Origin of the sequence: Streptomyces sp. NBC_00286, from assembly GCF_036173125.1 — a bacterium.
Lineage (GTDB): Bacteria > Actinomycetota > Actinomycetes > Streptomycetales > Streptomycetaceae > Streptomyces.
Window position 1 is genome coordinate 4195429 of record NZ_CP108054.1, and the last position, 25578, is coordinate 4221006.

At 67.5% G+C, this 25578-nt stretch carries 17 protein-coding genes; 6 read left to right on the forward strand and 11 right to left on the reverse strand.

Going from position 1 to position 25578, the window contains the following annotated elements:
- Positions 1-5: 5 nt before the first annotated feature.
- The 3 genes from OHT21_RS18945 to OHT21_RS18955 form a co-directional block, all read right to left on the reverse strand.
- On the reverse strand, positions 6-1250 hold the full coding sequence (locus OHT21_RS18945) for a sugar ABC transporter substrate-binding protein (RefSeq protein WP_328774143.1): 1245 nt from the start codon (positions 1248-1250) through the stop codon (positions 6-8).
- 255 nt (positions 1251-1505) lie between these two features.
- Complete coding sequence (locus OHT21_RS18950; protein ID WP_328769521.1) at positions 1506-2624, reverse strand: LacI family DNA-binding transcriptional regulator; 1119 nt, start codon at positions 2622-2624, stop codon at positions 1506-1508.
- A 600-nt stretch (positions 2625-3224) separates the two neighbouring features.
- Positions 3225-4154 carry a dihydrodipicolinate synthase family protein gene (locus OHT21_RS18955; protein WP_328769522.1) on the reverse strand — a complete coding sequence of 310 codons (930 nt, stop codon included), beginning with the start codon at positions 4152-4154 and terminating at the stop codon, positions 3225-3227.
- A 504-nt stretch (positions 4155-4658) separates the two neighbouring features.
- Here OHT21_RS18955 and OHT21_RS18960 point away from each other — a divergent pair.
- Positions 4659-6380 carry an FG-GAP-like repeat-containing protein gene (locus OHT21_RS18960; RefSeq protein WP_328769523.1) on the forward strand — a complete coding sequence of 574 codons (1722 nt, stop codon included), beginning with the start codon at positions 4659-4661 and terminating at the stop codon, positions 6378-6380.
- A gap of 37 nt (positions 6381-6417) precedes the next feature.
- Here the strand turns inward: OHT21_RS18960 and OHT21_RS18965 are convergent, their stop codons facing one another.
- The 7 genes from OHT21_RS18965 to OHT21_RS18995 form a co-directional block, all read right to left on the reverse strand.
- Positions 6418-9366 (reverse strand): discoidin domain-containing protein, encoded by a 2949-nt coding sequence (locus OHT21_RS18965; RefSeq protein ID WP_328769524.1) that lies wholly within the window; start codon positions 9364-9366, stop codon positions 6418-6420.
- A gap of 92 nt (positions 9367-9458) precedes the next feature.
- Positions 9459-10937, reverse strand: coding sequence for a glycoside hydrolase family 32 protein (locus OHT21_RS18970; protein WP_328769525.1), 1479 nt, complete (start codon positions 10935-10937; stop codon positions 9459-9461).
- Between the two features lie 134 nt (positions 10938-11071).
- On the reverse strand, positions 11072-13372 hold the full coding sequence (locus OHT21_RS18975) for a glycoside hydrolase family 3 N-terminal domain-containing protein (RefSeq protein ID WP_328774144.1): 2301 nt from the start codon (positions 13370-13372) through the stop codon (positions 11072-11074).
- A 63-nt stretch (positions 13373-13435) separates the two neighbouring features.
- Complete coding sequence (locus OHT21_RS18980) at positions 13436-14323, reverse strand: carbohydrate ABC transporter permease (RefSeq protein ID WP_328769526.1); 888 nt, start codon at positions 14321-14323, stop codon at positions 13436-13438.
- 5 nt (positions 14324-14328) lie between these two features.
- Positions 14329-15306, reverse strand: a complete 978-nt coding sequence (locus OHT21_RS18985; RefSeq protein ID WP_328769527.1) for a carbohydrate ABC transporter permease — start codon at positions 15304-15306, stop codon at positions 14329-14331.
- A gap of 42 nt (positions 15307-15348) precedes the next feature.
- On the reverse strand, positions 15349-16647 hold the full coding sequence (locus OHT21_RS18990) for an extracellular solute-binding protein (protein ID WP_328769528.1): 1299 nt from the start codon (positions 16645-16647) through the stop codon (positions 15349-15351).
- Positions 16648-16961: 314 nt separating this feature from the next.
- Entirely contained in the window at positions 16962-17975 is a 1014-nt protein-coding gene (locus tag OHT21_RS18995) for a LacI family DNA-binding transcriptional regulator (RefSeq protein ID WP_328769529.1), read from the reverse strand.
- 418 nt (positions 17976-18393) lie between these two features.
- Between OHT21_RS18995 and OHT21_RS19000 the strand changes: the two genes are divergently transcribed.
- Together OHT21_RS19000 and OHT21_RS19005 are read left to right on the forward strand one after the other, a co-directional pair.
- Entirely contained in the window at positions 18394-20952 is a 2559-nt protein-coding gene (locus OHT21_RS19000; RefSeq protein WP_328769530.1) for a GH32 C-terminal domain-containing protein, read from the forward strand.
- A 238-nt stretch (positions 20953-21190) separates the two neighbouring features.
- The gene (locus tag OHT21_RS19005; RefSeq protein ID WP_328769531.1) at positions 21191-21793 is read left to right on the forward strand and encodes a sugar O-acetyltransferase; all 603 of its coding nucleotides are present in this window, start codon (positions 21191-21193) and stop codon (positions 21791-21793) included.
- Between the two features lie 5 nt (positions 21794-21798).
- Here the strand turns inward: OHT21_RS19005 and OHT21_RS19010 are convergent, their stop codons facing one another.
- The gene (locus OHT21_RS19010; protein ID WP_328769532.1) at positions 21799-22101 is read right to left on the reverse strand and encodes a putative quinol monooxygenase; all 303 of its coding nucleotides are present in this window, start codon (positions 22099-22101) and stop codon (positions 21799-21801) included.
- 316 nt (positions 22102-22417) lie between these two features.
- On the opposite strand from OHT21_RS19010, the gene OHT21_RS19015 reads away from it, so the two are divergent.
- The 3 genes from OHT21_RS19015 (at position 22418) to OHT21_RS19025 (ending at position 25503) form a co-directional block, all read left to right on the forward strand.
- Positions 22418-23440, forward strand: coding sequence for a sugar ABC transporter substrate-binding protein (locus OHT21_RS19015; RefSeq protein WP_328769533.1), 1023 nt, complete (start codon positions 22418-22420; stop codon positions 23438-23440).
- 219 nt (positions 23441-23659) lie between these two features.
- Positions 23660-24673: an ABC transporter permease gene (locus tag OHT21_RS19020; RefSeq protein ID WP_328769534.1), complete on the forward strand. Its 1014-nt coding sequence runs from the start codon at positions 23660-23662 to the stop codon at positions 24671-24673.
- Positions 24670-25503 carry an ATP-binding cassette domain-containing protein gene (locus OHT21_RS19025; RefSeq protein ID WP_328769535.1) on the forward strand — a complete coding sequence of 278 codons (834 nt, stop codon included), beginning with the start codon at positions 24670-24672 and terminating at the stop codon, positions 25501-25503. Before OHT21_RS19020 ends, OHT21_RS19025 begins: the two co-directional genes overlap by 4 nt.
- Positions 25504-25578 lie beyond the last annotated feature (75 nt).

Consider the following 25578-nt stretch of genomic DNA (forward strand, 5'->3'; position numbering starts at 1 on the left):
TCCGGTTACTTGACGGCGTCCTGCGCCGCGGTGAGCGCGTCCTTCGGCGACTGCGAACCGCTCAGGGCCGACTGGACCGCCTTCCACATCTGCTCGGAGATCTTGGGGTACTTGGTGCCGAGGTCGTCACTGGTACGTCCCTTGGCGGCCTTGACCGCGTCCACCCAGGGCTCCAGCTTCGGGTCGGCCGCGACCTGCTTGTCCTGCACCTCGCCGGTGGGCGCGACGTACGACAGGGTGGTGTCGGTGTCGAGCAGGTTCTGTGAGCTGGTCAGGCAGGCCACGAGCTTCTGCGAGGTGGCGTAGCGGCCGGTCTCGCTCTGCACGGGGATGGTGACGAACTCCCCGCCTGTCGGGGCGGCGGCGCTGCCTCCCTTGGCGGCCGGTACGGGGATGACCCCGTACTCGAAGCCGGCCTTCTCGGCGCCCGCGAGCTGCCAGGTGCCGTTCTCGGCGAAGGCGTAGTCGCCGCTCGTGAACTCCTGCCAGCTGGTGGTCTGGGTGTTGTTGATCACCGAGTTGGGGGCGTAGCCCTTCTTCAGCCAGTCGCTCCACAGCTTCAGCGCCGAGACGCCCTCGGACGAGTCGAGTTCGGTCAGCTGCGCGCCGGAGCCCCAGAACCACGGCAGGAACTGGAAGCTGCCCTCCTCCGTGCCGATCGCGGAGAAGGTGATGCCCTTCTTGCCCGCCTTGTCGACCTTCGCCAGCGCCGCCGTCAGCGAGGCCCAGTCCTTCACCGAGGCGATGTCCACGCCCGCGGCCTTGAGGACCTCCTTGTTGTAGTACAGGGCCAGGGTGTTGGCGCCGATCGGCGTGCCGTACGTCTTCCCGCCCGTCTGACCGGCCGCGAGAAGGTTCGGCTCCACGTCCGAGGTGTCCAGCTTGTTGTCGTCGGTCGTGGTCAGCACCCCGCCCTCGGCGAGGGTCGACACCACGGGGTTGTCGACGATGAGCACGTCGGCGGAGTTGTCCTGCTGCGCCGCCAGCAGCGCCTTGTTGGTCAGGTCGCTGGTGTCGTACGCCGTCCTCTTGATCTTCACGCCGGCTTCGGTACCGCAGCTGTCCAGCAGCTTCGCCCACGCCGAGCTCTTGTCGAACTGCGGGTAGGGGTCCCAGACGGTGTACGTACCGCCGTCCGCCGACTTCGCGGACGTGTTGCCGTCGCCTGAGGAGCATGCGGCGGTGGAGGCGGTGAGGGCGACGACGGTCATGGCCGCGGCGGCGAGACGGCGTCTGGCGGATCTGTTCATGGGGCTGTTCATGGGGCTGTTCCTCTGGTTTTTGGCGTGGGCGTGCCAGGGAGCGGTGGTGATGGGTGAGTGAGAGGGCTTCAGTCGGCCGAGCCGCCGGTAAGGCGGTTCGACAAAGGCAGTTGAGGGCGTGCGAGGGGAAGGGTGGGGGACGCGGAGGGTGTTGGCGGAGGGTGTTATTGGTCGGAAGGGCGGGCGTCAGGGGTCATGTCAGGTGCCATGCCGGAGCCGGATTCAGCCCGTACGTCACTGGGGTCAGCCGGTGCTTGCGGGTCCGGTACCTGCGGGCCCGGTGCTTGCAGGCCCGGTGCCTGCGGGCCCGGTGCTTGCAGGCCCGGTGCCTGCGAGCCCGGTGCCTGCGGGCCCGGTGCCTGCGGGCCCGGTGCTGGCACGCAGTGAGATCGGTGGCGCGAGCAGGTGGTGCCGGGCCGGTGCGTCGGGATGGTCGAGCCGCTCGACCAGCAGGTCGACGGCGAGGCGGCCCATCTGTTCCGCGGGCACGTCCGCGGCCGTGAGCTGCGGGGTTACCGTCTCCGCCCACCGGCTGGCGACAACCCCGGTGACGGAGAAGTCGCGCGGCACATGGCGGCCGGCGTTGGCCAGCCCCCGGTAGAGACCGCCCAGCGCGGCCTCGTTGAGTGTGACGAGCGCCGTGGTGGCCGGCTCGTCGTACAGGATCCGCTCCAGACAGGCCTGGCCGGAGGACGCGTCATCACCGCAGCAGTACGTACGGCTGGTGACTCCGCGCTCCGCCGCGGCCTTGGTGAAACCCTCGAGCCCACGGTGAGCGGATTCGTACCCGGCTCGCAGGAGCTGTTCGGGCCGGTTGACGAAGGCGATCGTGCGGTGCCCGAGGTCGGCGAGGTGGTGGACACAGGCCTCCGCCAGCGCGGTGTGGTCAAGCCCGACCCACCAGTCGTTCTCCGGATGTGCCGTGCGGCCGATGGCGACGGCGGGTAGGCCCACCGAGTTGAGGTGCTCGAACCTGTCGTCATGGAGCCGGAGCTCCATCAGGATCGCGCCGTCGACCCGACGCTCACCCAGGAGCCGCTGGAACGAGCGGTCGCTGTCCATACCGCTGGGAGAGAGCAGCACGTCGTAGTCCTTGGCCGCGCCGGCCTCGACGACACTGCCGATGAAATCGAGCTGCATGCCGGTGTAGTGGTTACCGGCCGGCGGGAAGACCAGACCGATGGTGTTGGTCCGGCCGTTGGCCAGGGCGCGCGCACTCGCGTTGGGCTGGTAGCCCAGCTCGTCGATGACCCGCTGGATCTTCTGCCGGGTGCCGTCCGACACCGGCCGTTTGCCGCTCAGCACATACGACACGGTGCTGCGCGAGACACCGGCCCGCTTGGCGATCTCACCAATGTTCACGGCACTCCTTGCTCGAACTGCCCGAACCGGTTCGACGATCTCGGGGAGGAGACCGACGTCGGCCGCTGGCGCTGAGGGCTTTATATCGATGCCGACCGGTTGTCGAACCGGTTCGCGTGAAGTGAAGGTAGGTTCAAGCCATGGGGCTGTCAATGCCTCTGCGCACTTCCCGTAACAGCGACGAAACCTCGCCGAGGCGGCACTCGCTCTCGCCCGCGACGCCGCATATCGCCTGCTACCTGCGGAGATCGCTGTCTCGTGACTCGACTCACGCCGGGCGGCCGACCGACGCACCGCAGGTTTCTGCGTCTCGGGTATTGCTGGCCGGTTTTCCTCGGTGCTAGCTTCCCGATCCGGTTGGCGTTCGAACCGGTTCGACCTCGTCGGCGGGCACATGTGCTGGCCGCCGCATGGATCCCTCGCGGCACGGTTTCCTCGTACGCCGGCACCGGGCCCAACAGCGGCACATGGTTCCCGTACGCCCGCTCGTACAGCATCGCCGCACCTTGCAGTCCACCAGGCCGCCGTCCGCTCCCCCGGGCCGACGTCCTGGTGTGCCGGGCCGAGCCGGGTCGGGTCTGCCAGGGCCGTAGGTAGGGGCTACGCCGGGAAGAGTTCGGGCAGCAGCCGGTGGGCGTCGGTGCGGGCCGGTTCGACCGCGTCGACGGGCGCCGACGAGGCCGGCCAGCGCAGCGTCAGGCCGATGTGCGCCCAGCCGCCGACGGTGGCCAGGAACTTGTCCAGCGCCGGGTTGGACAGCCCGCGGGCCTGCAACGGCGCGATGTGCCGGACGAAGAACTCACCGATGCGCCGCTCCACGTCGGCGGCCGCGGCCGGATCCGTCGTCATCAGCCGGTACCACGCGACCGCGCCGCGGGGCGACATGGCCGCGATGTTGGAGTAGCTGCCGTGCGCGCCGCGGGCCAGCCCGGAGGCCAGCAGGTGACCGGGCACGAAGATCGACAACTGGGGCACGGCGTCCGCCATGGCCGCGTACCAGGCGGCGTCGCCACCGGCCATCTTGACCCCGACGAGTTGCGGGACCTCCGCGGCCACCCGTCCGAGGAGCGGCGGCGGCACCTGGGTCTTGGCGTGCGGCGGGCTGTAGAGCACCAACGGCACGTCGCCGGCCGTCTCAGCGGCACCGACCAGAAAGCGCACCACCTCGTCATCGCACAGTGGGACCCAGTCCGGCAGGATCACCTGGATGGCGCCCGGTCGCAGCGCGGCCGCGCGCCGGATGCGATCGAGCATCGTCGGGGCGGCCGGATGCGAGGCACCGATCTGGTACGGCACCCCGGCCGCCTCGCACCGCCCCGCCAGCACCGCGTTCACCCGGTCGAACTCGGCTTCGTCCAGGGTGTGGAACTCGCCCGCCGTGCCGTGGACGTAGACGCCGTCGACGCCGCTGGCCAGCAGCACGTCGACCTGACCCGCCAACCGGTCCCAGTCGATGTCACCCCGCCCTTCGACGGGGAGTAGAAGCGTGCCCCACACTCCGGTGACCTGGTCCGCGGCCAATGGCTTCATCAGGGCTCCCTCCGGAGGGGGCGAGTTCAGCGTCGGGCCCAACCCAGGGCTCATGTCGGGCCCGACCCAGGGCTCATGAGGATGCCGCACCGAAACGCAGGCCGACAGACGGCCCGAACCGATTCACCAGACTTGCATGAAAGAAACTTTCATCGAAGAAAGTTTCATCAAGGAAACCCTCCCGGCCATCCGTGTGCGGGTCTCCCGCGTCCTCAACGAAGCGCCCTGCCGGTCATTGAGGTCGGCGAGGGTGAAGGCGGTGTTGGCGGGGCCACCACCGGGAGTCCCGGCTGGATCCGTACAAGCCACTGATCGACGGGATTCTGCAGGCGGATCTGGATGCGCCAGCCAAGCAGCGGCATACCGCTCCGGACCTCCTTCTTCACCCGAGTCGGCGCGACGACTCTCCACCACCAGGTGCGGGACCTGGCGGTGGACTACACCACACTCAGGTAGACGCGACTGCCCACTCGGTGAAGATCTTGAGGAGGCCGTTCCCGTGGCGTGGCCACCGACGAGGATGTGGTCATGTTTCCCGACAGTTCACAGCGAGTACTGGCCGTCGTGGCACTGGCCGCGCTGGCGGCCGTTCCCCTGGCCTGCGACTCGCCGCCGGGAAAGGCGAAGCAGGAGGTCCCCGACTTCAACGGCGACGGCTACGCCGACCTCGTGGCCCCCGGCACGCTCAGCACGGTGGACGGCGTCGAACGGGCGGGCGCCGTCTCCGTCGTGTACGGCTCGCGGTCCGGCCCCGCCACCGAGCACGGCCAGGTGATCAGCCGGGCCACCAAGGGGACCCTGGGCCGGCTCGCGGCCCGCGGAACGGGGTTCGGGGACAGCCCGGTCGCGCGTGACCTCGACGGCGACGGCTTCACCGACCTGGCGGTGACGGTGAGCACCGACATCGACGACCGTCACGGGACGGTCGTGCTGTGGGGCTCGTCCACGGGCCTGTCCGGCGGTACGACGCTGCCGGGCGGCTGGGGTCTGCACGGCGGCGACTTCGACGGGGACGGCCAGGCCGACCTGCTGCTCGGCAGCTACTACGGGAGCGACCGGCGAGACGGCGACGGGCCGACCGTCCTGTACGGCCCGCTCTCCCGCGACGGGAAGGCACACCGGAAGGACTCTCTCGGCACCGACTGGGGCGACGACATCGGCCCGCGCGGGATCCTCGTGGGGGACCTGACCGGCGACGGCCGGGACGACCTCGTCACCAGCCAGGGTTTCGAGGAGATGCAGGAGCACGGCCGCTTCTTCAAGGGCGACGAAGACGGCCTGGAACAACACGCCAGCGACGACATCAACTCGTACAGCTCGAACGGAGTGGTCGCCGACTTCGACGGGGACGGGTACGGCGATCTCGTCGTCCGCGACGTCGGCATGGTCTCGGAGGACAGCGAGTACCGTCCTGGCGAACTGCGCGTCTTCCGCGGCTCGGATTCCGGACCCGGCTCCCGCGCGCAACAGATCACCCAGGAGTCGCTGGACCTGCCCGGCCTCGACGAGCAGGCGGTGGGCGACGGGTTCGGTGACGTCCTCGCGGCGGCCGACGTCAACGGCGACGGCTACGCGGACCTCGCGATCGGCCTCCCCGGCGAGGACACCGGCCAGGTCCCGGACACGGGCGCGGTCGTCCTGCTCCTGGGCGGCAAGAAGGGCCTCACCGCCTCCGGCGCCCAGGTCATCAGCCAGGACACCCCTGGCGTTCCGGGCAGGGGCGAGCAGGGCGACGGGTTCGGCTCGGCCCTGCGGACGGGGGACTTGAACCACGACGGCCACCCCGACCTGGCCGTGGGTGCCCCCGGCGAGAACGGCACGGTGCAGAAGTCGGGTGCCGTCTGGATCCTGAACGGCACGGCCAATGGCCTCTCGACCGCGAACGTCACCTCGTTCGGCCCCGCCGCCCTGGGCGCGCCCGAGAAGGGCTACGACGGGACCGACCTCGATGTGCAGGGGACGTACTTCGGCGGGAATTTCACGGCCGGCGAGGACGGCTGCGTGGCCGCCGCCCGGGGAGGGGACAACGGCAGCTCTTCCTGCGCTCTGCCCAACGACGGCGGCATGAACGGCTGGTCCATGACCGCCGCAAGCGTGGCCGCCGCCGCCTCGGTACTGTTTGCTATCAGCTACCGGCGCAGGAAGACGTCCCCTTCCGGTCCGGCGAAAACGTCCTGGTGGCTGACGCGCTTCGAACGTGAGCCACGCCCGCCTGTCGGTTCATGACCGGTGACCGGGACAGGCGGCCCCAGGGAACTGCCCGTCATAGCCCTTCAGGTGCGTAGACGTTGAATTCTGCGATTGACCACCAATTGCGCGCAACATTGGCGGTGTTGACGACCTTGATGTAGCGAGCTGTCTGCGTCGGGAAGGAAATCAGGTGGACTCGCTGGCCGTCTGCAACGGAAGAAACCTTGGTCCAGTCGGTTCCATCCGCAGATACGTATACGTCTGCGCTTCGCGCATAGTCGCTGACACTGCCGCCGACGTCCAGCACAATCTTGTCGAACGTCTGCGTCTGTCCCATGTCCACTTGGATCGACAGGCCGTCGTACTGCCCTGTTCCGGAGCTGTACCGGGTGTCGGAATTACCATCCAGCATGTTTCCGGGGGCATCCGACGGACTTGCATCCGAGGCCTTTGCGCTCCAACCCGTCCGCGGCAGCGCTGGTCCTAGATCTATGACGTCGAACGAAGATCCACCTGCATCCGCTCCGCTGGTTCCCCTCACGGAGACTGTGACCTTCCCCGCCGGAAGTCCCTTCGGAACGTAAGCGCTGATACTCGTGTCCGACCAGCTGTCTATTTCGGCATAGGCTGATCCGAAATACACCGTACCCAGCCCCTGAGCGTCACCGAAACCAGTGCCGCGAATCGTGAATTTGGAGCGCGGCATGCCTTGGGCCGGCTTCAAACTGCTGAAGGCCGGCGTCGGAAGGCTCGACAGCTTCTTGGTTGTGAACATCGCCGAGGTTCCGCTTGGCAGCGTATAGGTGTACGAGCCGTCGGTGGACATCTTGAAAGTCTGGCTGTCGGCGGTCCCGTTGAATACTACGGTGACCTGTGACCCTTCCTTGCTGGTCCAGGTCTTCATCTGGAGGCCGTTTGATACCGCTGTCGGGGCCGTGATCGAACCGGATCCACGTGAGGACCCGTATACATTGATGTCGCCGATTGCCCACCAGAAACCGGATGCCGCTGTGCTGACGATACGAATGTATCGTGCCGTCCGGCTCGGCAACGTGACGGCTATCTTTCCTATGCCCCCGCTGCCGCTTGCAATCGCGCTGCCCCAATCGTCACCGCCGTTCGAAACGTATATCTGGTACTTGGTGACGTAGTCGAACGAATTATTAACGCCGGTGTCGAGGACGATTTTGTTGAAGCTCATAGGGCTCCCCAGGTCGATCTGGAACCAGTCGCCGCTCGTCGGCGCATGCCCGAGACTCCACCGTGTGTCGATATCGCCGTCGATCGCGTTCGCGGCCACTCCCCAATCCGGCTGCGCCGAAGCCGTGGCGGTCCACTTGCTGCGGCTCAGTGCCCTTCCTGGCGTCTGGACAGAAGCTCCGATCGGAAGGGAGTAGGTGACCAGCTTGTTTCCGGTACGGAGGGGATTCTGATAGGGCAGCAGTGCCGGATCGTACGTGACGGTGATCGGACCTGATGGCGACTTGAACATAAAGTCATGTGTCGGGTCCGAGACCTTGGTCGCCGCAGGGGTACGGCCGCTCTGCTTAGGCCCGGAATACGTGAAGGTGACGGCGTCGCCCGTGTTCAGGGTGTAGTCGAACGACTGCGTCCCGTCGGCAACGCTGAAGGTTTTCGCCGTGCTCCCCGAGTTGTACGCGATCAGGACCTTCGATCCGTCCGGGTTCTGGAACGCGACGTTCTCTATGCTTCCTTCGCCGAAGGTGTTCGAGTAGATCCGACGTGCTCCAGGCTTTACGAACTTGCTGGCGTGAGCGAGGGCGTAGTAGTCCACGTTGTAGGACACCCGCCCGTCGGCCGGATCGATCGTGAGCAAGCCCCGAAGCATGGGTATGCCGGCCGTGTCACTGTTGAGCGGGCCCCTGTCGGGGTCGAGTGCGATGTTCCACAGCATCACCCCGTTCGCCCAACTGCGCGTGCCCTTGATGATCCAGGTACCGAGCGCCTCACTGAACGCTGTCTGCTTGCTGTCCTGCCAGACACCTCCAGTGGCTTCCGTGATGTAGGTTTCTTTGCTCGGATAGTCGTTGTGGACCACAGTCTGGTAATTCGGGTTACCGCTGTAGATGTGCCATCCGGTTCCCGCGGTGTACTTGGAGGCAGCTGGGTCGCTGAAAATCGTCTCGGGATACGAGGGCACATCCCAGTTGTGATCCCAGGCCAGAATCTTCGTGGAAATTCCGTTGGCCTCGAACGCCTTGCCGATCTCCTGAATCAACTCGGATTCCTGGTAAGCGGACAGGAACATTCCGGGCCAGGTGGGCGTACCCATGGGTTCGTTCTGCGGGGAGATGAAGGAGATGGGCACACCGGCTTTGTCGTAGGCCTGGATGAACTTTACAAAGTAGTTGGCCAGCGCCGACTTGTACTCGCCCTTCAGGGTGCCTCCTATCATGGAATCGGAGGTCTTCATCCAGCCGGGTGGGCTCCATGGGTTGGCCATGATTTTGAGGGACGGGTTGAGGGAGAGGGCCTGCCGCAAGGCCGGAATGATGTACGGCACGTCATGCTGGATGGAGAATTCGGACAGCGTCGGATCCGTTTGTCCCGCCGGCATGTCGTTGTAGGAGTAATTCCCGGACGCGTTGAAGTCCGTGGCGCCCATCGGAGAGCGGAGCAGACTGAGGCCGATGCCCTTCGAGGGATCAAACAGCTTCTCCATCAACTTGCTTCGCTCAGCAGTGGACAGCTTGTCGATGAGCCAGGCGGAGGAGTCGGTCATAGCCGCACCGAAGCCCTGGACCCTTTGGTACTTGACGCTGTCGTCGATCTTGATCGTCAGCGGGTTGGCCGTTCTCTTTTCCTTGAACAGCACATCACGCTGGCCTACAACCCACTTGTCGGCCGACACGTCCGTCAGCCAGACCCGTACGGAATTGCCACGTGGGGCCTGCTTCAGCTGCGGGGCGGCGACAGCGTTCCCGGAAAGCTGGGTCGAGGCGGCAGCGACACCAATGGCGGTGGTAAGGAACTTGCGTCGTCCGAGACCGTACGAGCTCATGGAAGATCCTCCTTCGGACCTGTTTGTTCAGTACTGGGGAAAGCGGGTGGGACACATTGCCGAGGTGGGGGATCGACCGGTTGGAGTCGGTTCTACGGCGACGCCGGCGTCGGCTCTGCGGCGCCGGTGCTCGGTTCCTTGATCACGAGCGGATGCAGCTCCCATGCGTCGACCGCGAAGCCGAGGCGCGTACCCGGTGCGCTGCCGGCCTGCAGTCGCCACGGCCCCTGGCCTGTCGGGTAGAAGCGCAGGGTGAGGACCTGGCCGGTGGTGGTCAGGAAGATTTCGGCGATGGAATGGTCGACGACGACGCGCAGGTCGACGGCTCGATCGGCTGGGCAGGGCATCCGGTAGGAGCCGCGGCGGGCCCGGGTGTCCAGTGAGGCGTGGTCGCGGTCGACGACCAGTTCGCCGGTATCGGCATCGAGGTGGATGTCGAGGTACTCGGAGCCGTCCGGGGTGGTGAGGAGCCGCAGGCCGGCGTTTCCGGTCGGCTCCAGACGGGCCGTCAGGTCGAAGGCGCGACCCACGCTGCCGAGGTCCACCGGCTGCGGGCCGTGCGTCGCGCCTTCGGCGTGGAGGGTGTGTCTGCCGCGCAGGGCAAGCAGTTCGGTCGCGGGCCGCTGGCGCAGCGAACCGTCATCGTCGACGTGGATCTCGCGGGGCAGGGTGAGGACGCCGGCCCATCCGTCCGCGACCGCCCAGGCTTCGTCGCGGGCTTCCCATGACCAACCCCACAGCAACCACCGATTGCCCGGGGCGCGCAGCAGGGCGGGTGCGTAACAGTCGGGGCCGTGGTCGACGGGGACCGGTGGGCCGGCCTCGAAGTGGCCGTCACGTTCTTCGCCGATCAGGGCTGCGACGCTCTGCGGGCCGGTGGGTAGGTTCCATGCGCTGAAGATGAGCGCGTCGCGTCCGTCGGCTGCCGTTGCCGGGAGGTACTGGGGGCATTCCCAGCCCTCGCCGGTGAGCAGGTCGGTGCCGCTGATCGGCTCCTTCTCGCGGGCCGCGAAGGGCCCCCGGTAGGTCCAGTCCTCCAGGTCGGGCGAGTCGTACAGGAGGGCTGCGGCGCGGCCGTCCGCGAGGGCGGCGCCGACCAGCATCCGCCAGCCGTCGCCGTGCTGCCAGACGTATGGGTCGCGGTACATGGTGCAGCCCTCGGGCAGCTCGGGGATGAGCAGTTCGCCCCGCGGGCTAAAGCTTCTGCCGCCGTCGTGAGAGCCGGCGCAGGTGACCGGCTGGTGCTGGAACGAGCGGGCCTCGCGGTGCGCGGAGTAGAAGGCGACGAGACGGTCGCCGTCGGAGACGGCGTTGCCGGAGAAGCAGCCGTCGGCGTCCAGGCCATCCGGGGTGGGGGACAGAGCGATCGGCAGCGGCTCCCAGGTAAGTAGGTCGGGGCTGCGGAAGTGGCCCCAGTGCACGGTCGCGTGGTTCGCGCCGTACGGGTTGTACTGGTAGCACACGTGGTAGTAGCCGTCGTGGAAGACCAGCCCGTTGGGGTCGTTGATCCAGTTGCGGGGCGGGCGCAGGTGCGCCACGGGGCGGTGCGGATCACGGGGTGTGGTGGACACACGCGTGCCTTTCGGTGTTTCAGAGTGGACCCGCCCCGCCGGCCTTCGGATTAGCGGGGCGGCGGGCCGGCGGGGCGGGGGTCTTCAAGGCCGTACAGAGGCCGTACAGAGGCCGTACAGCCCGTACGCGGCCTTCAGTTCCGGATGCGGAAGCCTGTGCTCAACTGCTGCTCGCGCCGTGAGCTGGGGCCGACGCGGAGGGCGAACTCACCTGGTTCGACCACTCGGCGGTTGTCGGCCGTGACGAGTGAGCACTGCGAGGCGGGGATGCTGAGGCTGACGTCCAGGGCTTCGCCGGGCGCGATCTCGACCTGGGTGAAACCCTTCAGCTCCTGCTCGGCCCAAGTGACGCTGGTGGTCAGGTCGCTGACGTACGCCTGCACGGTTTCCAGGGCCGGGCGGCTGCCGCTGTTGGTGAGCCGCACCGTCGCGTTGATGGTCCCGTCGGCGGAGACGTCCGGGTCGTGCACGGCCAGGTCGGAGTACGTGACGGTGGTGTAGCTGAGGCCCTCGCCGAACGCGAACAGGGGGTCCTGGCTGAGATCCGCGTAGCGGTTCCCGTGCTGGCCTCGCACCTGGTTGTAGAAGACGGGCTGCTGTCCTACGTGGCGTGCGAAGGAGACGGGGAGCCGGCCGCTGGGTTCGATGAGTCCGAGGAGGAGTTCGGCGAGGGCGCGTCCGCCGCGCATGCCCGGGTTGAACGCCTCGATGAGTGCCGCCGCGTTCAGTGCCGAGTCCGGGAGGGTGCTCGGCTTGGACTGGGCGAGTACGACGATCATCGGTGTGCCGGTGGCGGCGACCGCGTCCAGCAGTGCGATCTGGCCGCCCTGAAGGTCGAGCGTGGCCGTGGAGCGCACCTCGCCGGTGAGTGCGATGGTGTCCCCCACGACCACGACGGCGTAGTCGGCGGCCTCTGCGGCAGCGGTGGCTTCCCGAAGTTGGGCCTGGTCGACCGGGGCGGGGGTGAAAACGGTCGGCTGCGGTTGGCCGTCGGGCCCGGTGGACCACCCCGTGTCCCGGTCGGGGCTTTCGATGTCGGCTCCGCGGGCGTATGTGATGGTCCAGTCGGCGGGTGCCACGGCGTGCAGGCCGTCGAGCACCGTCTCCACCGACGCGCGTGGGTGGCCTTCGGGCATCCACGGAACCTGACCGGAGGCGCCCGCCCAGTCGCCGAGTATGGCTTCCGTGCTGTCGGCGTTCGGGCCGATCACCGCGATCGTCCGCGGTGTGCCCTGGCTTGCGGCGCGGCCGGTTCCGTCCTCCCGGGACAGCCCGCCTTCGAGGGGCAGGAGCCCGTCGTTGCGCAGCAACACCAGGGAACGACGGGCGGTTTCGAGGTTGAGGTCCGCGTGTACGCGGCAGCCGATCACCTGCGCCTGCCGCTCAGGGTCGGGTGTGCGCGGGTCCTCGAAGAGTCCGAGCTCGAACTTCAGCCGCAGCACCCGCCGTACGGCGTCATCGATCTCCTTCTCGTCGACCAGGCCGCGGGCGACCGCCTCCTGCGCGCCCTCGAAGAACTGCGGCGTGGCCATGATGAGGTCGTTCCCGGAGTTGACGGCAACCGCCGCCGCCTCGGCGTAGTCGGCGCAGGTCCGCTGGTCGTAGACCATCCGTCCGACGTTGTCCCAGTCGGTCACCAGCGTGCCGGTGAAGCCCCACTCACCCTTGAGCACATCGTTGATCAGCCACTGGTTCGCGGTGATGGGCACCCCGTCGATCGACTGGTACCCGAGCATGAAGCCGCGGCAGCCGGCCCGAACCGCCTCCTCGAACGGGGGCAGGAACCACGAGCGCAGCTTGCGCGGGCTGAGATCGGCCTCGCTCGCGTCGCGCCCGCCCAGGGTTTCGGAGTAGCCCGCGAAGTGCTTGGCGTACGCCAGCACGGCGGTCGGGTCGCCAAGACCCTCGCCCTGGTAGCCACGTACCATCGCCGCCCCCAACTCGCCGATCAGGAACGGGTCTTCGCCGAACGTCTCGTTGATCCGGCCCCAGCGCAGGTCGCGGGTGATGCACAGCACCGGGGAGAACGTCCCGTGGATTCCGGTCGCCGCGATCTCGGTCGCGGCCACCCGGGCCACCCGGTGCAGCAAGGACGGATCCCAGCTGCAGGCCATGGCCAGCTGGGTCGGGAAGATGGTCGCGCCCGGCCAGAACGAGTGGCCGTGGATGCCGTCGTCGGCTGTCAGCAGCGGAATGCCGAGCCGGGTCTGCCCGGCCAGTTCCATGGCCTGCGGCAGCAGCTCTGGCGACACATGCAGGACCGAACCGGACAGCTTGGCCGTCACGATGTCCGCCAGGTCCCCGTGTTGTGCGTCGAGCATCAGCAACTGCCCGACCTTCTCCGGCAGCGTCATCCGGGACAGCAAGTCCTCGGTCCTCGCTTCTACTGACGCTTCCGGATCCAGGTACGCGGCAGGGCGGACCGGCTGTCCCACTGTGTTCTCCAAGTGATGAGTCGTACGGGGTGGGGGAGTTGATGAGCGACGGCGAACGCTTCGTCACTTCAGGCCGGTCGTGGCGATGCCGGCCACGAACTGCCGCTGGAAGATCAAGAACACGATCATCACCGGCAGCAGGACGACCATGGCGCCGGCGAGCAGGATGCCGAAGCGGGTGAAGGACTGTCCGCTGCTGGCCAGGGCGAGGCCGACGGGGAGGGTGTACTGGCTCTCGTTCTGGGCCACGACCAGCGGCCACAGGAAGTTGTTCCAGGAGCCGAGGAAGGTGATGATCCCGAGCGTGGCGAGAGCCGGCTTGGTCAGCGGCAGGATGATCTTCGCGAAGATGGCCAGTTCGCGGCAGCCGTCGACGCGGGCGGCGTCGATGAGCTCGTCGGGCAGGGTGGAGATGAACTGCCGCATCAGGAACACCCCGAAGGGCGTGGCCAGGAACGGCAGGATCAGCCCGAGCAGTGAGCCGGTCAGCTGCATGTTGGCCACCAGCACGTACAGCGGGACGAAGGTGACCAGGCCGGGGACCATGAGCGTCCCCAGGACCAGCAGGAAAACGGCGCGCTGTCCGCGGAACTCCAGCTTGGCCAGGGCGTATCCGAGCATCGAGCAGAAGATCAGGTTGCCCGCTGTGACGGCGAGGGCCACGATCAGGGAGTTGCCGAACATGCTCGTGAAGTCGAGCGTGCTGAACAGCTCGCCGTAGTTGGCGGTCGTGGGCGACGTGGGTATCAGGACGGGCGGCACCTTGCGGATGTCGGCCTCGGGCTTGAACGACCCGGACAGCATCCACAGGAACGGGGCGACCATCAGCAGCAGGGCGCCGGCGAGCGGGATGTACAGCCAGGGCCGGCCCCAGTTCTGCCGGACGCGGCGGCGCCTCAGGGAGCGGTCCGTGCCTGGTTGTGGTGTTTGGAGAGTCGAGAGGGTGCTCATGGTCGTCAGTCCTTGTCTCGCAGTACGCGGAACTGCAGGACGGTCAGCGCCACGATGAGGACGAAGATGACGTAGCCGGCGGCCGACGCCATCTCGTAGTTGCCGTTGCCGAACTGTTTGTAGGCGTACAACGTGGCCGACAGGGTGGAGTCCAGCGGTCCGCCGTCGGTCATGACGAACGGCTCGTCGAAGAACTGCAGATAGCCGATGCCTGTGGTCACAGCGGTCAGCAGCAGGGCCGGACGCAGGAGCGGGAAGGTGACCCGCCAGAACCGCTGCCACGGCCCGGCGCCGTCGAGTTCGGCCGCTTCCATCAGCGACTGCGGTACGGACTGCAGTCCCGCCAGCATGATGATCATGACCGTGCCGAGGTTGCGCCACACCGCCATCAAGATCATGACGGGCAGAGCGAACCGGGTGTCCGCCAGCCAGGCCGGACCGTCGATCCCGAACCAGCCCAGGACGAGGTTCACCAGCCCCGAGCGCGGCTCCAGGAGCGTCTTCCACACCACGGCGACGGCCACGATGCTCGTGATCACCGGCAGATAGAAGCCGACCCGGAAGACCGCGCGGAAGCGGCGGATGCCCCGATCGAGGGCAACCGCCGCCGCGAGCCCGGCGGCCAGGGTCAGGGGCAGGGCCACCAGGACGAAGACGCCCGTGTTACGCAGGGCGGTGAAGAACTGCGGGTCCTCAAAGAGCCGTACGTAGTTGTCGAGGCCGACGAACGCCACGTTCAGCGGCGTACGCAGGTCCGAGCTCTTGGTGTCGGTCAGGCCCATCATCAGCGACCACACCACCGGCACCAGCATGAAGGACGCGAACAGCGCGAGGAACGGGGCGGCAAGCATCCAGGCGGCCCGGGCCTGCCTGCCGCGCGCCGTGCTGCGGTGGCCGAAGCGCCGGCGACCGGGGTTCTGTTCCGGCCGTGCGGTGCCCGGCTCGTGGGTGTCGCCCCGCTCGGGGAGCGTTTTCGTGGACATGGATGTCATCCGTCCGTACGAGGGATACTCACGCGGCGGCGCTCAGCGACCGGTGCCGATGCTGGTGGCCTTGGACTGCAGCGTCTTCTGCACCTGGGCGACGGTGGCCTTGCCGAGGGTCAGCTTCTCCAGTTCGGAGTCGATGGCGTCGGCGATCTGCTGCCAGGTCGTGATGGCGGGCGGCGCCTTGCCGACCTCGAGCTGCTCGGCGAACGGCTTCAGGTTTTCGTCCTCGGTCAGCTTCCCCTCGGTCCACGCCTGGGGCGAAGGAGGCAGGCTGCCGGTGGCCTTGGAATAGGTCGCGAGGTTGGCGGGCTCGGTCAGGAACTGGGCGAACTTCCATGCCGTGTCGGGGTTCTTGGCCTCCTTGAACACCGCCAGGTCGGTGCCGCCCGCGAACGCGGCGGGCTGCTTGGTGTACGGCACCGGCATGGTCTTCCACTTGCCGTCCAGCTTCGGGGAGTCCTTGTGGAAGGTGCCGCCGGCCCACGCGCCCTCCTGGTAGACGGCGGTCAGCCCGTCCTGGAAGCTCTGCACGTTGTCCGCCCTGTCGGTCGGCGCCAGGCCCTGCTTCGGGACGCTCGCGTAGTCCTCCAGCGCCTTGGCGACCTCGGGCGTGTCGAAGGTGAACTTCTCGGTCTCGGCGTCGTAGATGTCGCCGCCCTCCTGCCAGACCATGGGCAGCCAGAAGATCCAGGAGTTGAAGCCCATCACCAGCCCGCTGGCATGGCGCAGCTTGGGGTTCTCCTTGCCGACGGTGGCCTGAATGGCCTTGAGGTCCTTGATGTATCCGGCCCGGTCGTCGGCGAGGGCGCCCTTGATGCCGGCCTTCGTGGTGAGGTCGGTCCGGTAGTAGATCGCTTGGGTGTCGGCGATGAACGGGATGCCGTACGAGGTGTCCTTGTACTTGGTGGTGTCCCACTGGCCGGGGTAGAAGTCCGAGGACTTGATCGACTTCGGAGTGGCCTGGAAGCCGTTCAAGGCGGCCATCTCCGCCATCCAGGTGCTGCCCACCATGGACATGTCCGGTGTATTGCCGCCGGCTATCGCGGTGGTCAGCTTGTCGTGGGCGCCGTCCCACGGCACCGCGGTGATCTTGACATCGGCGTCCGGGTTCTCCTGCTCGAACTTCTTGGCCAGCGCCTTCATGTCTTCGTCGGGGTCACCCAGGGACCACATGACCACCGTCCCCTTGGCCTTGCCCGCGCCGATCTCGGCGGGCGCATCCTTGCCGGGGCCGGAATCCTCGCTCCGGCCGCAGCCGGTGGCCACCAAGGCTGCCGTGACGGTGACGCACAGGGTCTGGAGAGTTCTGACGGCGTGACGGGTTGCGATACGCATAGTGCGGCTCCTTGCCGTTGAGCGATACAGGCGCGGGGGGCGAAGGGTGAGAGTGGGGTGTGCGAGGCGCACCGTTCGGTGTCCCGGATCGGGACACGCGGGGGGAGGGTGCGTGTGGGCGTGGCCGCGTGAACGCAGGCGCAGCCGCGGGGAGTTCTGATGAGTTGCGAGGAGTTGTGAGAAGGCGAGACCGAAGAGGTTCGCCGAGGTTTCAAGAAGAGAAGTCTCAAGGAGACGGGGGGCGGTGCGTCACCGGCAACGCACCGCCCGACCGCGCTGGGGCACCATCACTGACGTAGCGCGATGACGTCCCGTCAGTTCGGCTTCGGCTTCGGCTCTAACGTCGAGCCACGGATCACCAGGCTGGTGGGAATGACGCGCGAGGCGGCGGCCTCCGGCGATCTCCGCACATGGTCGAGCAGCAGACGGGCCGCCGCCTCCCCCATCTCCCGCATCGGCTGGCGGATGGTGGTGAGTCCCGGATAGGTGTACGACGCCAGCTCGACGTCATCGAACCCCACCACGGCGACATCCCCCGGAACCTTGAGGCCGGCCTCGTGCAAGGCCGCAAGCACGCCGGCCGCCATGGGGTCGTTGTGCCCGAAGACCGCGTCGAACTCCACACCGTCCGCGAGGGCTTGCGCGACCGCGCTCCGACTGCTGTCGAAACGGAAGTCGCCGCAGATGACGCTGCGTTGGCCGAGTTCGATCCCGGCCTGCGCATAGACGTCGACGAAGCCGCCCAGCCGTTCCTGAGTACAGCCGTACTCATCAGGACCGGTGACCACCAGAGGGCGGTGGCGCCCGAGGTCCAGCAGGTGGCGCGCCGCCTGCTCACCGCCCTCCCGGTTGGTGGTGGCCACGTAGGGGAATCCCGGCCGCTGGAAGCGGTCGTCGATCAGCACCACCGGCAGCCCCGCTTCGTGCAGTTCCGTGATGGTTCCCATGGCACCCTCGGGCTCTATCACCAGCAGACCGTCGAACGACTTGGCAGCGACCTGCAGGCCCAGTCTGCGCAGTGACTCCTCACCACGGTTCACGGTCAGCATGCGCAGTCCGAAGCCCTCGGTCTCCAGCGTGGCGACGACCGACTGCACGATGCCGGCCCAGGCCCAGGCCATATCAGGGACCAGCATGCCGATCATCTGCGTCGTGCCGCGGGCGAGACCCACTGCCCCGGCGCTCGGCACATAACCGAGTTCCGATATCGCGTTACGGACCTTCAAGACGGTGTTCTCGTTGATCTCGCCCTTGCCGTTCAGCACCCGCGAGACCGTCGTCTTGCTGACCCCGGCCCGCGTGGCCACGTCGGCGATCGTGACTCCCATGTCACCTCCCCTCCCTTCCTGCAGAGGCGGAAGAACTTCCTCCCGCACCGAAGGGCCGATCGTACAGAGACCCGTGCAACCGGTACCGGAAGCGGTTCCGGAACCGGTTTCGGTACCGGTTCCGGCAGTGAAGCACCGAGGGGCCCGAGCGGTCAACACCCCGGAAACAACTCGTTAACCGGCCACTCGGGGGCGCCCTGCCGGCCCGTACCGAAGCAATCTCGCCCGCACCCGTTGACGTACTGGCCGGATTGGGCTTCATAATCGGGGCACTCGATGTCATCGATGACACAAGTCATCGTTGACACCCTTGGCTACGGCGTCGACGTCGGTATCGGCCTGGGGTGTCACTTTTCGGTCCGTCCGCGCCGGAGCCGCAGTCACCGCTGCCCGGACGACCGCGGGACTAGGAGACACCATGAGCTCTGTACGCGTACCCCGGCATGCCCGCATACGGATGATGGCGGCGGTGGCGACGGTCTGCGCCCTGTCCGCGACCCCGCTCGCTCCCCAGGCCGTCGCCGCCGACACCCCGACGTATACCGAGACCTACAGACCCCAGTTCCACTTCACTCCGAAGAAGAACTGGATGAACGACCCCAACGGCCTCGTCTACTACAAGGGCGAGTACCACCTCTTCTACCAGTACAACCCGAACGGCAACTCCTGGGGCGACATGTCCTGGGGGCATGCGGTGAGCAAGGACCTCGTGCACTGGGAGGAGTTGCCGCTCGCCCTGTCGCACGACGACGAGGAGATGGTGTTCTCCGGCAGTGCGGTCGTCGACTGGAACAACACCACCGGGTTCGGTACGAAGAAGAACCCGCCCATGGTGGCGATCTACACCAGCGCCTACAAGGAGGGCGGCAAGCAGGCCCAGTCGCTCGCCTACAGCACCGACCGAGGTCGTACCTGGACCAAGTACCAGGGCAATCCCGTCATCGACATCGGCTCCGACAACTTCCGCGACCCCAAGGTCCAGTGGCACGCGCCCACCAAGAGCTGGCTGATGACGGTGTCGCTGTCCGCCGAGCACAAGGTGCGGTTCTACTCGTCCAAGAACCTCAAGGACTGGGAGCTGCAGAGTGAGTTCGGGCCGGCCGGTGCGACGGGCGGCGTGTGGGAGTGCCCCGACCTGTTCCCCCTCGCGGTCGACGGGGACCCGGACAACATCAAGTGGGTCCTGGTCGTCAACATCAACCCTGGTGGTATCGCGGGCGGTTCGGCCGCCCAGTACTTCATCGGCGACTTCGACGGCAAGAAGTTCACGGCGGACGACAAGGGCAGCTACACCCCGCCCGTCGGCACGGTGGTGCAGGACTTCGAGAACACAGGCTTCGGTGAGTGGACGACGACCGGAACCGCGTTCGGCCAGGGACCGGCAGCCGGGGCGGTGGACGGGCAGGAGGGCGTCGAGGGCTTCGACGGCAAGGGCCTCGCCAACAGCTTCCACGGCGGTGACGGGACCACCGGCACGCTCAGCTCGCCCGAATTCACCGTCGACAGCCCCTACTTGAACTTCAAGATCGGTGGCGGGCGGCATCCGCACGAGGCCGGGACCGTCATGGACAGCACTCCGCCCGAGGGTACGGTCCTCGCCGACTTCGAAGGCGGAACCTACGGCGACTGGACGGCGACCGGGGAGGCCTTCGGCACCGCACCGGCCACCGGCACCCTCCCCGGCCAGCAGGGCGTGTCCGGCTTCCTGGGAGACGGGCTGGCCAACACCTTCCTGAAGGGCGACTCCAGCACCGGCACCCTCACGTCGCCCGAGTTCACGATCGACAAGAAGTACGTCAACTTCCTTGTCGGCGGCGGCAATCACCCGGCCGGCTCCGACAACGCGACTGCGGTTGAGCTCCTCGTGGACGGCCAGGTCGTCCGCAGCGCCACCGGGAAGGACGCCGAGGCGCTCAACTGGGCCTCCTGGGACGTCGGCGACCTCGCCGGCAAGAAGGCGCGGATACGGATCGTCGACGACAACACCGGCGGCTGGGGCCACCTCAACGTCGACCACATCGTGCTGTCCGACACTCAGGCACGGCGCGTCTCCCAGGAGACGTCCGTGAACCTGCTCGTCGACGGCAAGGTCGTCCGCAGCGCGACCGGCGCCGACAGCGAGACCCTGGACTGGGCGTCCTTCGACGTGCGCCCGTACGCCGGTAAGAAGGCGCGGATCCAGGTCGTCGACATGAACACCGGCGGCTGGGGCCACGTCCTGGCCGACCAGTTCACCGCCGCAGAGAAGCCCGCCAAGTCCGTTGTGCAGCGCGCCGATTGGGCCGACTACGGCAAGGACTACTACGCGGCGGTGTCCTGGGAGAACGCCCCGGGCGGCAAGCGCTACATGATCGGCTGGATGAACAACTGGGACTACGGCCAGTCCGTCCCCACCTCCCCCTGGCGCGGCGCGCAGAGCGTTCCGAGGGAGATGGCCCTGCGCACCGTCGACGGCCAAGTCCGGCTGACCAGCAAGCCGGTGGGCAGCGTGAAGTCCCTGCGGCAGATGCGCCCGGCGACGGCGTCCGGGATCACGGTCAAGAGCACCTCCAAGCCTCTGATCAGCCGTGGGGCCAAGGGCAAGGCGCTCGACATCGAGGCGACCTTCTCCCTCAAGGACGCCGACCGCTTCGGCCTGAAGGTCCGCACCGGCGCGGGCGGCGAGGAGACCGTCATCGGTTACGACGCCACGACGCAGGAGCTGTACGTCGACCGCACCCGCTCCGGCGTCGGCGACTTCAACAGCACCTTCCCGGGCGTCCAGACCGCCCCCCTGAAGGCCAAGAACGGCAAGGTCAAGCTCCGTATCCTCGTCGACTGGTCATCCGTCGAGGTCTTCGGCGGCAACGGCGAGGCCGTGATCACCGACCAGATCTTCCCCGACCCCGCCAGCACCGGCGTCGAGGTCTTCGCCGAGGGCGGCACCGCCACCCTCGACCACCTGCGGGCGTGGCAGCTGAAGTCCGTCTGGCGGTGACGGGTCGCAGGTCCGCGCGCCGGCCGGCCAGAAGCGGCTTCCGGCGCGCGGCTCTCGGCTCTCGGCTCTCGGCTCTCGGCTCTCGGCTCTCGGCGAGGCAGGCACCGCCGCGAAGGGGGCGGCGACGTTATCCCGCCAGGTGCGCAGGCCCTCGGCTCAATGGATCCCTGTCGCAGTTCCGATGCGGCAGGCAGGATGATCGTCGTGATCCATGCCTTGGATGAAGGAGCGTTCCGCTGTGACGCATGCTCACGAGGAAGAAGTCCTGGCCCGCATCGCCAAGGGGCTCGTCTACACCGAGTCCGAAGCGGCCTTCCAGGCCCCTCGGCGCCGCACCGAGCAGATCTTCGAGTACAACCACACGCCACCGAGCGAAACGGAGAAGCGTCGATCGTTACTCGTCGCGATCTTCGGCTCGGTCGGTGAACGCACGGTGCTGCTGCCGCCGTTCCACGCCGGATTCGGCAGCAACGTCCACATCGGCGACGACTTCTTCGGGAACGTGAACCTCACGTTCGTCGACGACGTGGACATCCGCATAGGCAACGGTGTCATGATCGCGCCCAGCGTCACCCTGACCACGACGGGACACCCGGTACATCCCTCACGACGCGTCGACTTCGGACGGTTCTCGGAACCGATCGTGATCGAGGACAAGGTGTGGATCGGCAGCAACGCGGTGGTCCTGCCCGGCGTTCGCATCGGATACGGGTCGGTCATCGGCGCCGGCAGCGTCGTCAGCCGCAGCATTCCCCCGATGACCGTCGCGGTCGGAACCCCTTGCCGGGTGGTCCGCGCCATCACTGACGAGGATCTCACCACACGTACCGCCGGGTATTAGTGCCGTTACGGACGTGCTGCCAGCGGATCAAGGAACGTCAGTACGGAGCCGTCCTCCTCGATCAGCGGGATGAGCGCGGCGTTGAACGGGGCGCCGTACGGGGCGTTCAGGTGTGCCTTGAAGGCGGCCTCGTCGCGGTAGGCCTCGAAGATCCAGTAGGCGCGTGGGTTGGCCGACTTGGTGTAGACGTCGAAGGCCAGGTTGCCTTTCTCTTCGCGCACCTTCAGGGCGTACTCCCGGATCAGGCGGGCGACTTCGGCCTCCGATCCCTCTCGGGCGGTGAACTCGGCGAGCAGGGTTTTCGTCATGGCTGCGGGTCCTTGTCCGTGGGTGGGGGTCCGTGAGTGTAGGTCAGTGAGTGGAGGTCAGTGGGTGGAGGCGCTGCTCTTCTCGTGAATGCGGTGGCGGAACGGGCACGTTGCGGGCAGTGGCCGAACGGCTTTCGGGCGGGCGGCCGCCGCGGGCGTTGCCGATTTGTGTCCGGTACTAGGCATTGACGTTGCCTGGAAACGGAGTCCATCATCCTGGCCAAGCAGTGTCAACGATGACATAAGTCAACGATGACACCTCGGGACGGCATGCCCCGATGCCGGCCGCTCGCCCGCAATCCCGCAGGAGTCGTTCATGTCACGCATCTCTCGTCTGCCGTCCTCCTTGATCAGAGCCGCTGCTTGCACGGGCGTCGCGGCCCTCGCCCTGACCGCCTGTGGATCCGGATCGGAATCGGGCACCGCGAGCAGCGGTTCGGGCGACGTCAAGGTCGGTCTGATCACCAAGACCGACACCAACCCGTTCTTCGTGAAGATGAAGGAGGGCGCGGAGAAGTCCGCGAAGGCCGAAGGCGTCGAGCTCATGACCGCGGCCGGCAAGTTCGACGGCGACAACGCCGGTCAGGTCACCGCCATCGAGAACATGGTCGCCGCCGGCGTGAAGGGCATCCTGATCACCCCGAGCGACTCCAAGGCGATCGTGCCGGCCCTCGAGAAGGCCAAGGCCCAGGGTGTGCTGGTCATCGCCCTGGACACGCCGACCGAGCCGGAGAGCGCGGTCGACGCCCTGTTCGCCACCGACAACCTCAAGGCCGGCGAGCTGATCGGCGAGTACGCCAAGGCGGCCATGAAGGGCAAGGACGCGAAGATAGCCACCCTCGACCTGGCGCCGGGCGTCTCCGTCGGCGTCCAGCGGCACAACGGCTTCCTGAAGGGCTTCGGCATCAAGGAGGGCGACCCCTCCGTCGTCTGCTCCCAGGACACCGGAGGCGACCAGGCCAAGGGCCAGACCGCGATGGAGAACTGCCTCCAGAAGGAACCCGGCATCAACGTCGTCTACACCATCAACGAGCCCGCCGCGCTGGGTGCGTACACCGCGCTCAAGGCCAAGGGCCGGGAGAAGGACGTACTGATCGTCTCCGTCGACGGCGGCTGCACCGGGACCGAGGCCGTCAAGGGCGGCACGATCGCCGCGACGTCGCAGCAGTACCCGCTGAAGATGGCCGCCGAGGGCGTCAAGGCCGTCGTGACGTTCGCCAAGGACGGCAAGAAGGCGTCGGGTTACACCGACACCGGTGTCACTCTCATCACCGACAAGGTGCAGGACGGGGTCACGTCCAAGGACACCGCGTACGGGCTGGAGAACTGCTGGGGCTGAGCCGCCGCGCCCCTCAACTGCCGCCGTAGCTAAGGCCGTTGACGCCGCACGCCCGCCGTTGCGGCCGTGACTCCCGCCGTTGCCGCCGTAGCTGCCGTAGTTGCCGCCGTTCGAAACCCCTCAGCGGGGCGGCCGTCCCCCTCCTCCCCGGCCGGGGCGGCCGCCCCCTCGTCCTCTTGCCGACCGACAAAAGACTTCTGTCTTCCGACAAGGACTCGCATGACTGCCACGTCCACGCCCCCGAGCAAAACCTCGCCGTACGCGGAGCTCAAAGCACCGACCACGGCCCGCCGACTGCTCATGCAACCGACCACCGGCCCCCTGGTCGCCCTCCTCCTGGCCTGTGTCTTCTTCTCCTTCTCGACCGACCAGTTCCTCACGGGCGGGAACTTCTCGCTGATCGTGCAGCAGGTCATGGTCGTCGGCACCCTCGCCATCGGCCAGACGCTGATCATCCTCACCGCGGGCATCGATCTCTCCTGCGGTGCCGTGATGGCGTTCGGCAGCATCGTGATCGCCAAGATGGCGGCCGAGGGATCCCTGCCGCCGCTCGCCGCGATCGCGCTGGGCCTGGTCGTCTGTGGCGGCTTCGGTCTGCTCAACGGGGCGTTGGTGCAGAAGATCCCGCTGCCGCCGTTCATCGTGACCCTCGGCATGCTGAACGTGGCGTTCGCGCTGACCCACATCTACTCCGAGGAGCAGACGGTCACCAATCTGCCCGGCCCGCTGACGGCGCTCGGGCAGACCTTCCCGCTCGGCAAGACCGACATCACGTACGGGTCGCTGGTCACCATCGCCCTGTTCCTCCTCGTCGCGTACGCGCTGAGCAGCACCAGCTGGGGCCGGCATGTCCACGCGTTGGGCAACAGCCCGGAAGCAGCCCGGCTGAACGGCATCCGCACCTCCCGCCTGACCATCGGCGTCTACACCGCGGCCGGCGTCCTCTACGGCATCGCCGCCCTGTTGCTCATCTCCCGTACCGGAGTCGGCGACCCGCAGGCCGGGCAGACCGACAACCTCGACAGCATCACCGCGGTGGTGCTCGGCGGCACGAGCCTGTTCGGCGGACGCGGATCGGTTCTGGGCACGTTCATCGGCGTTCTCATCGTCGGCGTCTTCCGTAACGGCCTGCAGCTGATGGGTGTCGCCTCCATCTACCAGACCCTGATCACCGGTGTCCTGGTGATCCTCGCGGTGACCGTCGACCAGCTCTCCCGGAAGAAGGCCCGATGACCACCTCAACTCCGGCCCCTGTCTTGCAGGCCCGCGGTCTGGTCAAGCGCTACGGCCATGTCACCGCCATCGACGGCGCCGACTTCGACTTGCTGCCCGGCGAGGTCCTCGCGGTCATCGGCGACAACGGAGCCGGCAAGACGAGCCTCATCAAGGCGCTCACCGGCGCGGTGGTCCCCGACGAGGGCGAAATCCGCCTCAACGGGAAGCCCATCGCCTTCTCCGGCCCGCAAAGCGCCCGGGCCCACGGCATCGAGACGGTGTATCAGGACCTCGCGGTGGCCGCCTCCATGGACATCGCCTCCAACATGTTCCTCGGCCGCGAACTGCGCCGCCCCGGGATCCTCGGCAACGCCTTCCGCATGCTCGACAAGAAGCGCATGCGCCAGGAGGCCGCCGAGCACATGGCCGACCTGAAGATCGGTCTGCGCTCGCTGACGCAGTCGGTCGAGACGCTCTCCGGGGGACAGCGGCAGGCCGTCGCCGTCGCACGTGCCGTCGCATGGGCCCGTAGCGTCGTCGTCATGGACGAACCGACCGCCGCCCTCGGTGTCAAGGAGTCCGGCCAGGTCCTCGACCTCATCCGCCGGGTCCGGGACAAGGGCATGCCGGTCGTCCTGATCAGCCACAACATGCCGCACGTCTTCGAGATCGCCGACCGGATCCACGTACACCGGCTGGGCCGGCGCGCGGCCGTGATCAAGCCGTCCGACTACTCCATGGCCGAGGTCGTCGCCATCATGACCGGCGCGCTGACCGTCGACGAGGCCGGAGATACTGTCGTGGCGGATTCCGCGGCGGCCAAGGCCGCGGGTGTCCAGGCCAGCTGACGACCCGACGGAAGCAACTCACGGGTTCCGGCCCGGGCAGGAACCCGTGAGTTACGAGCGCAGGAGACCGTTTCC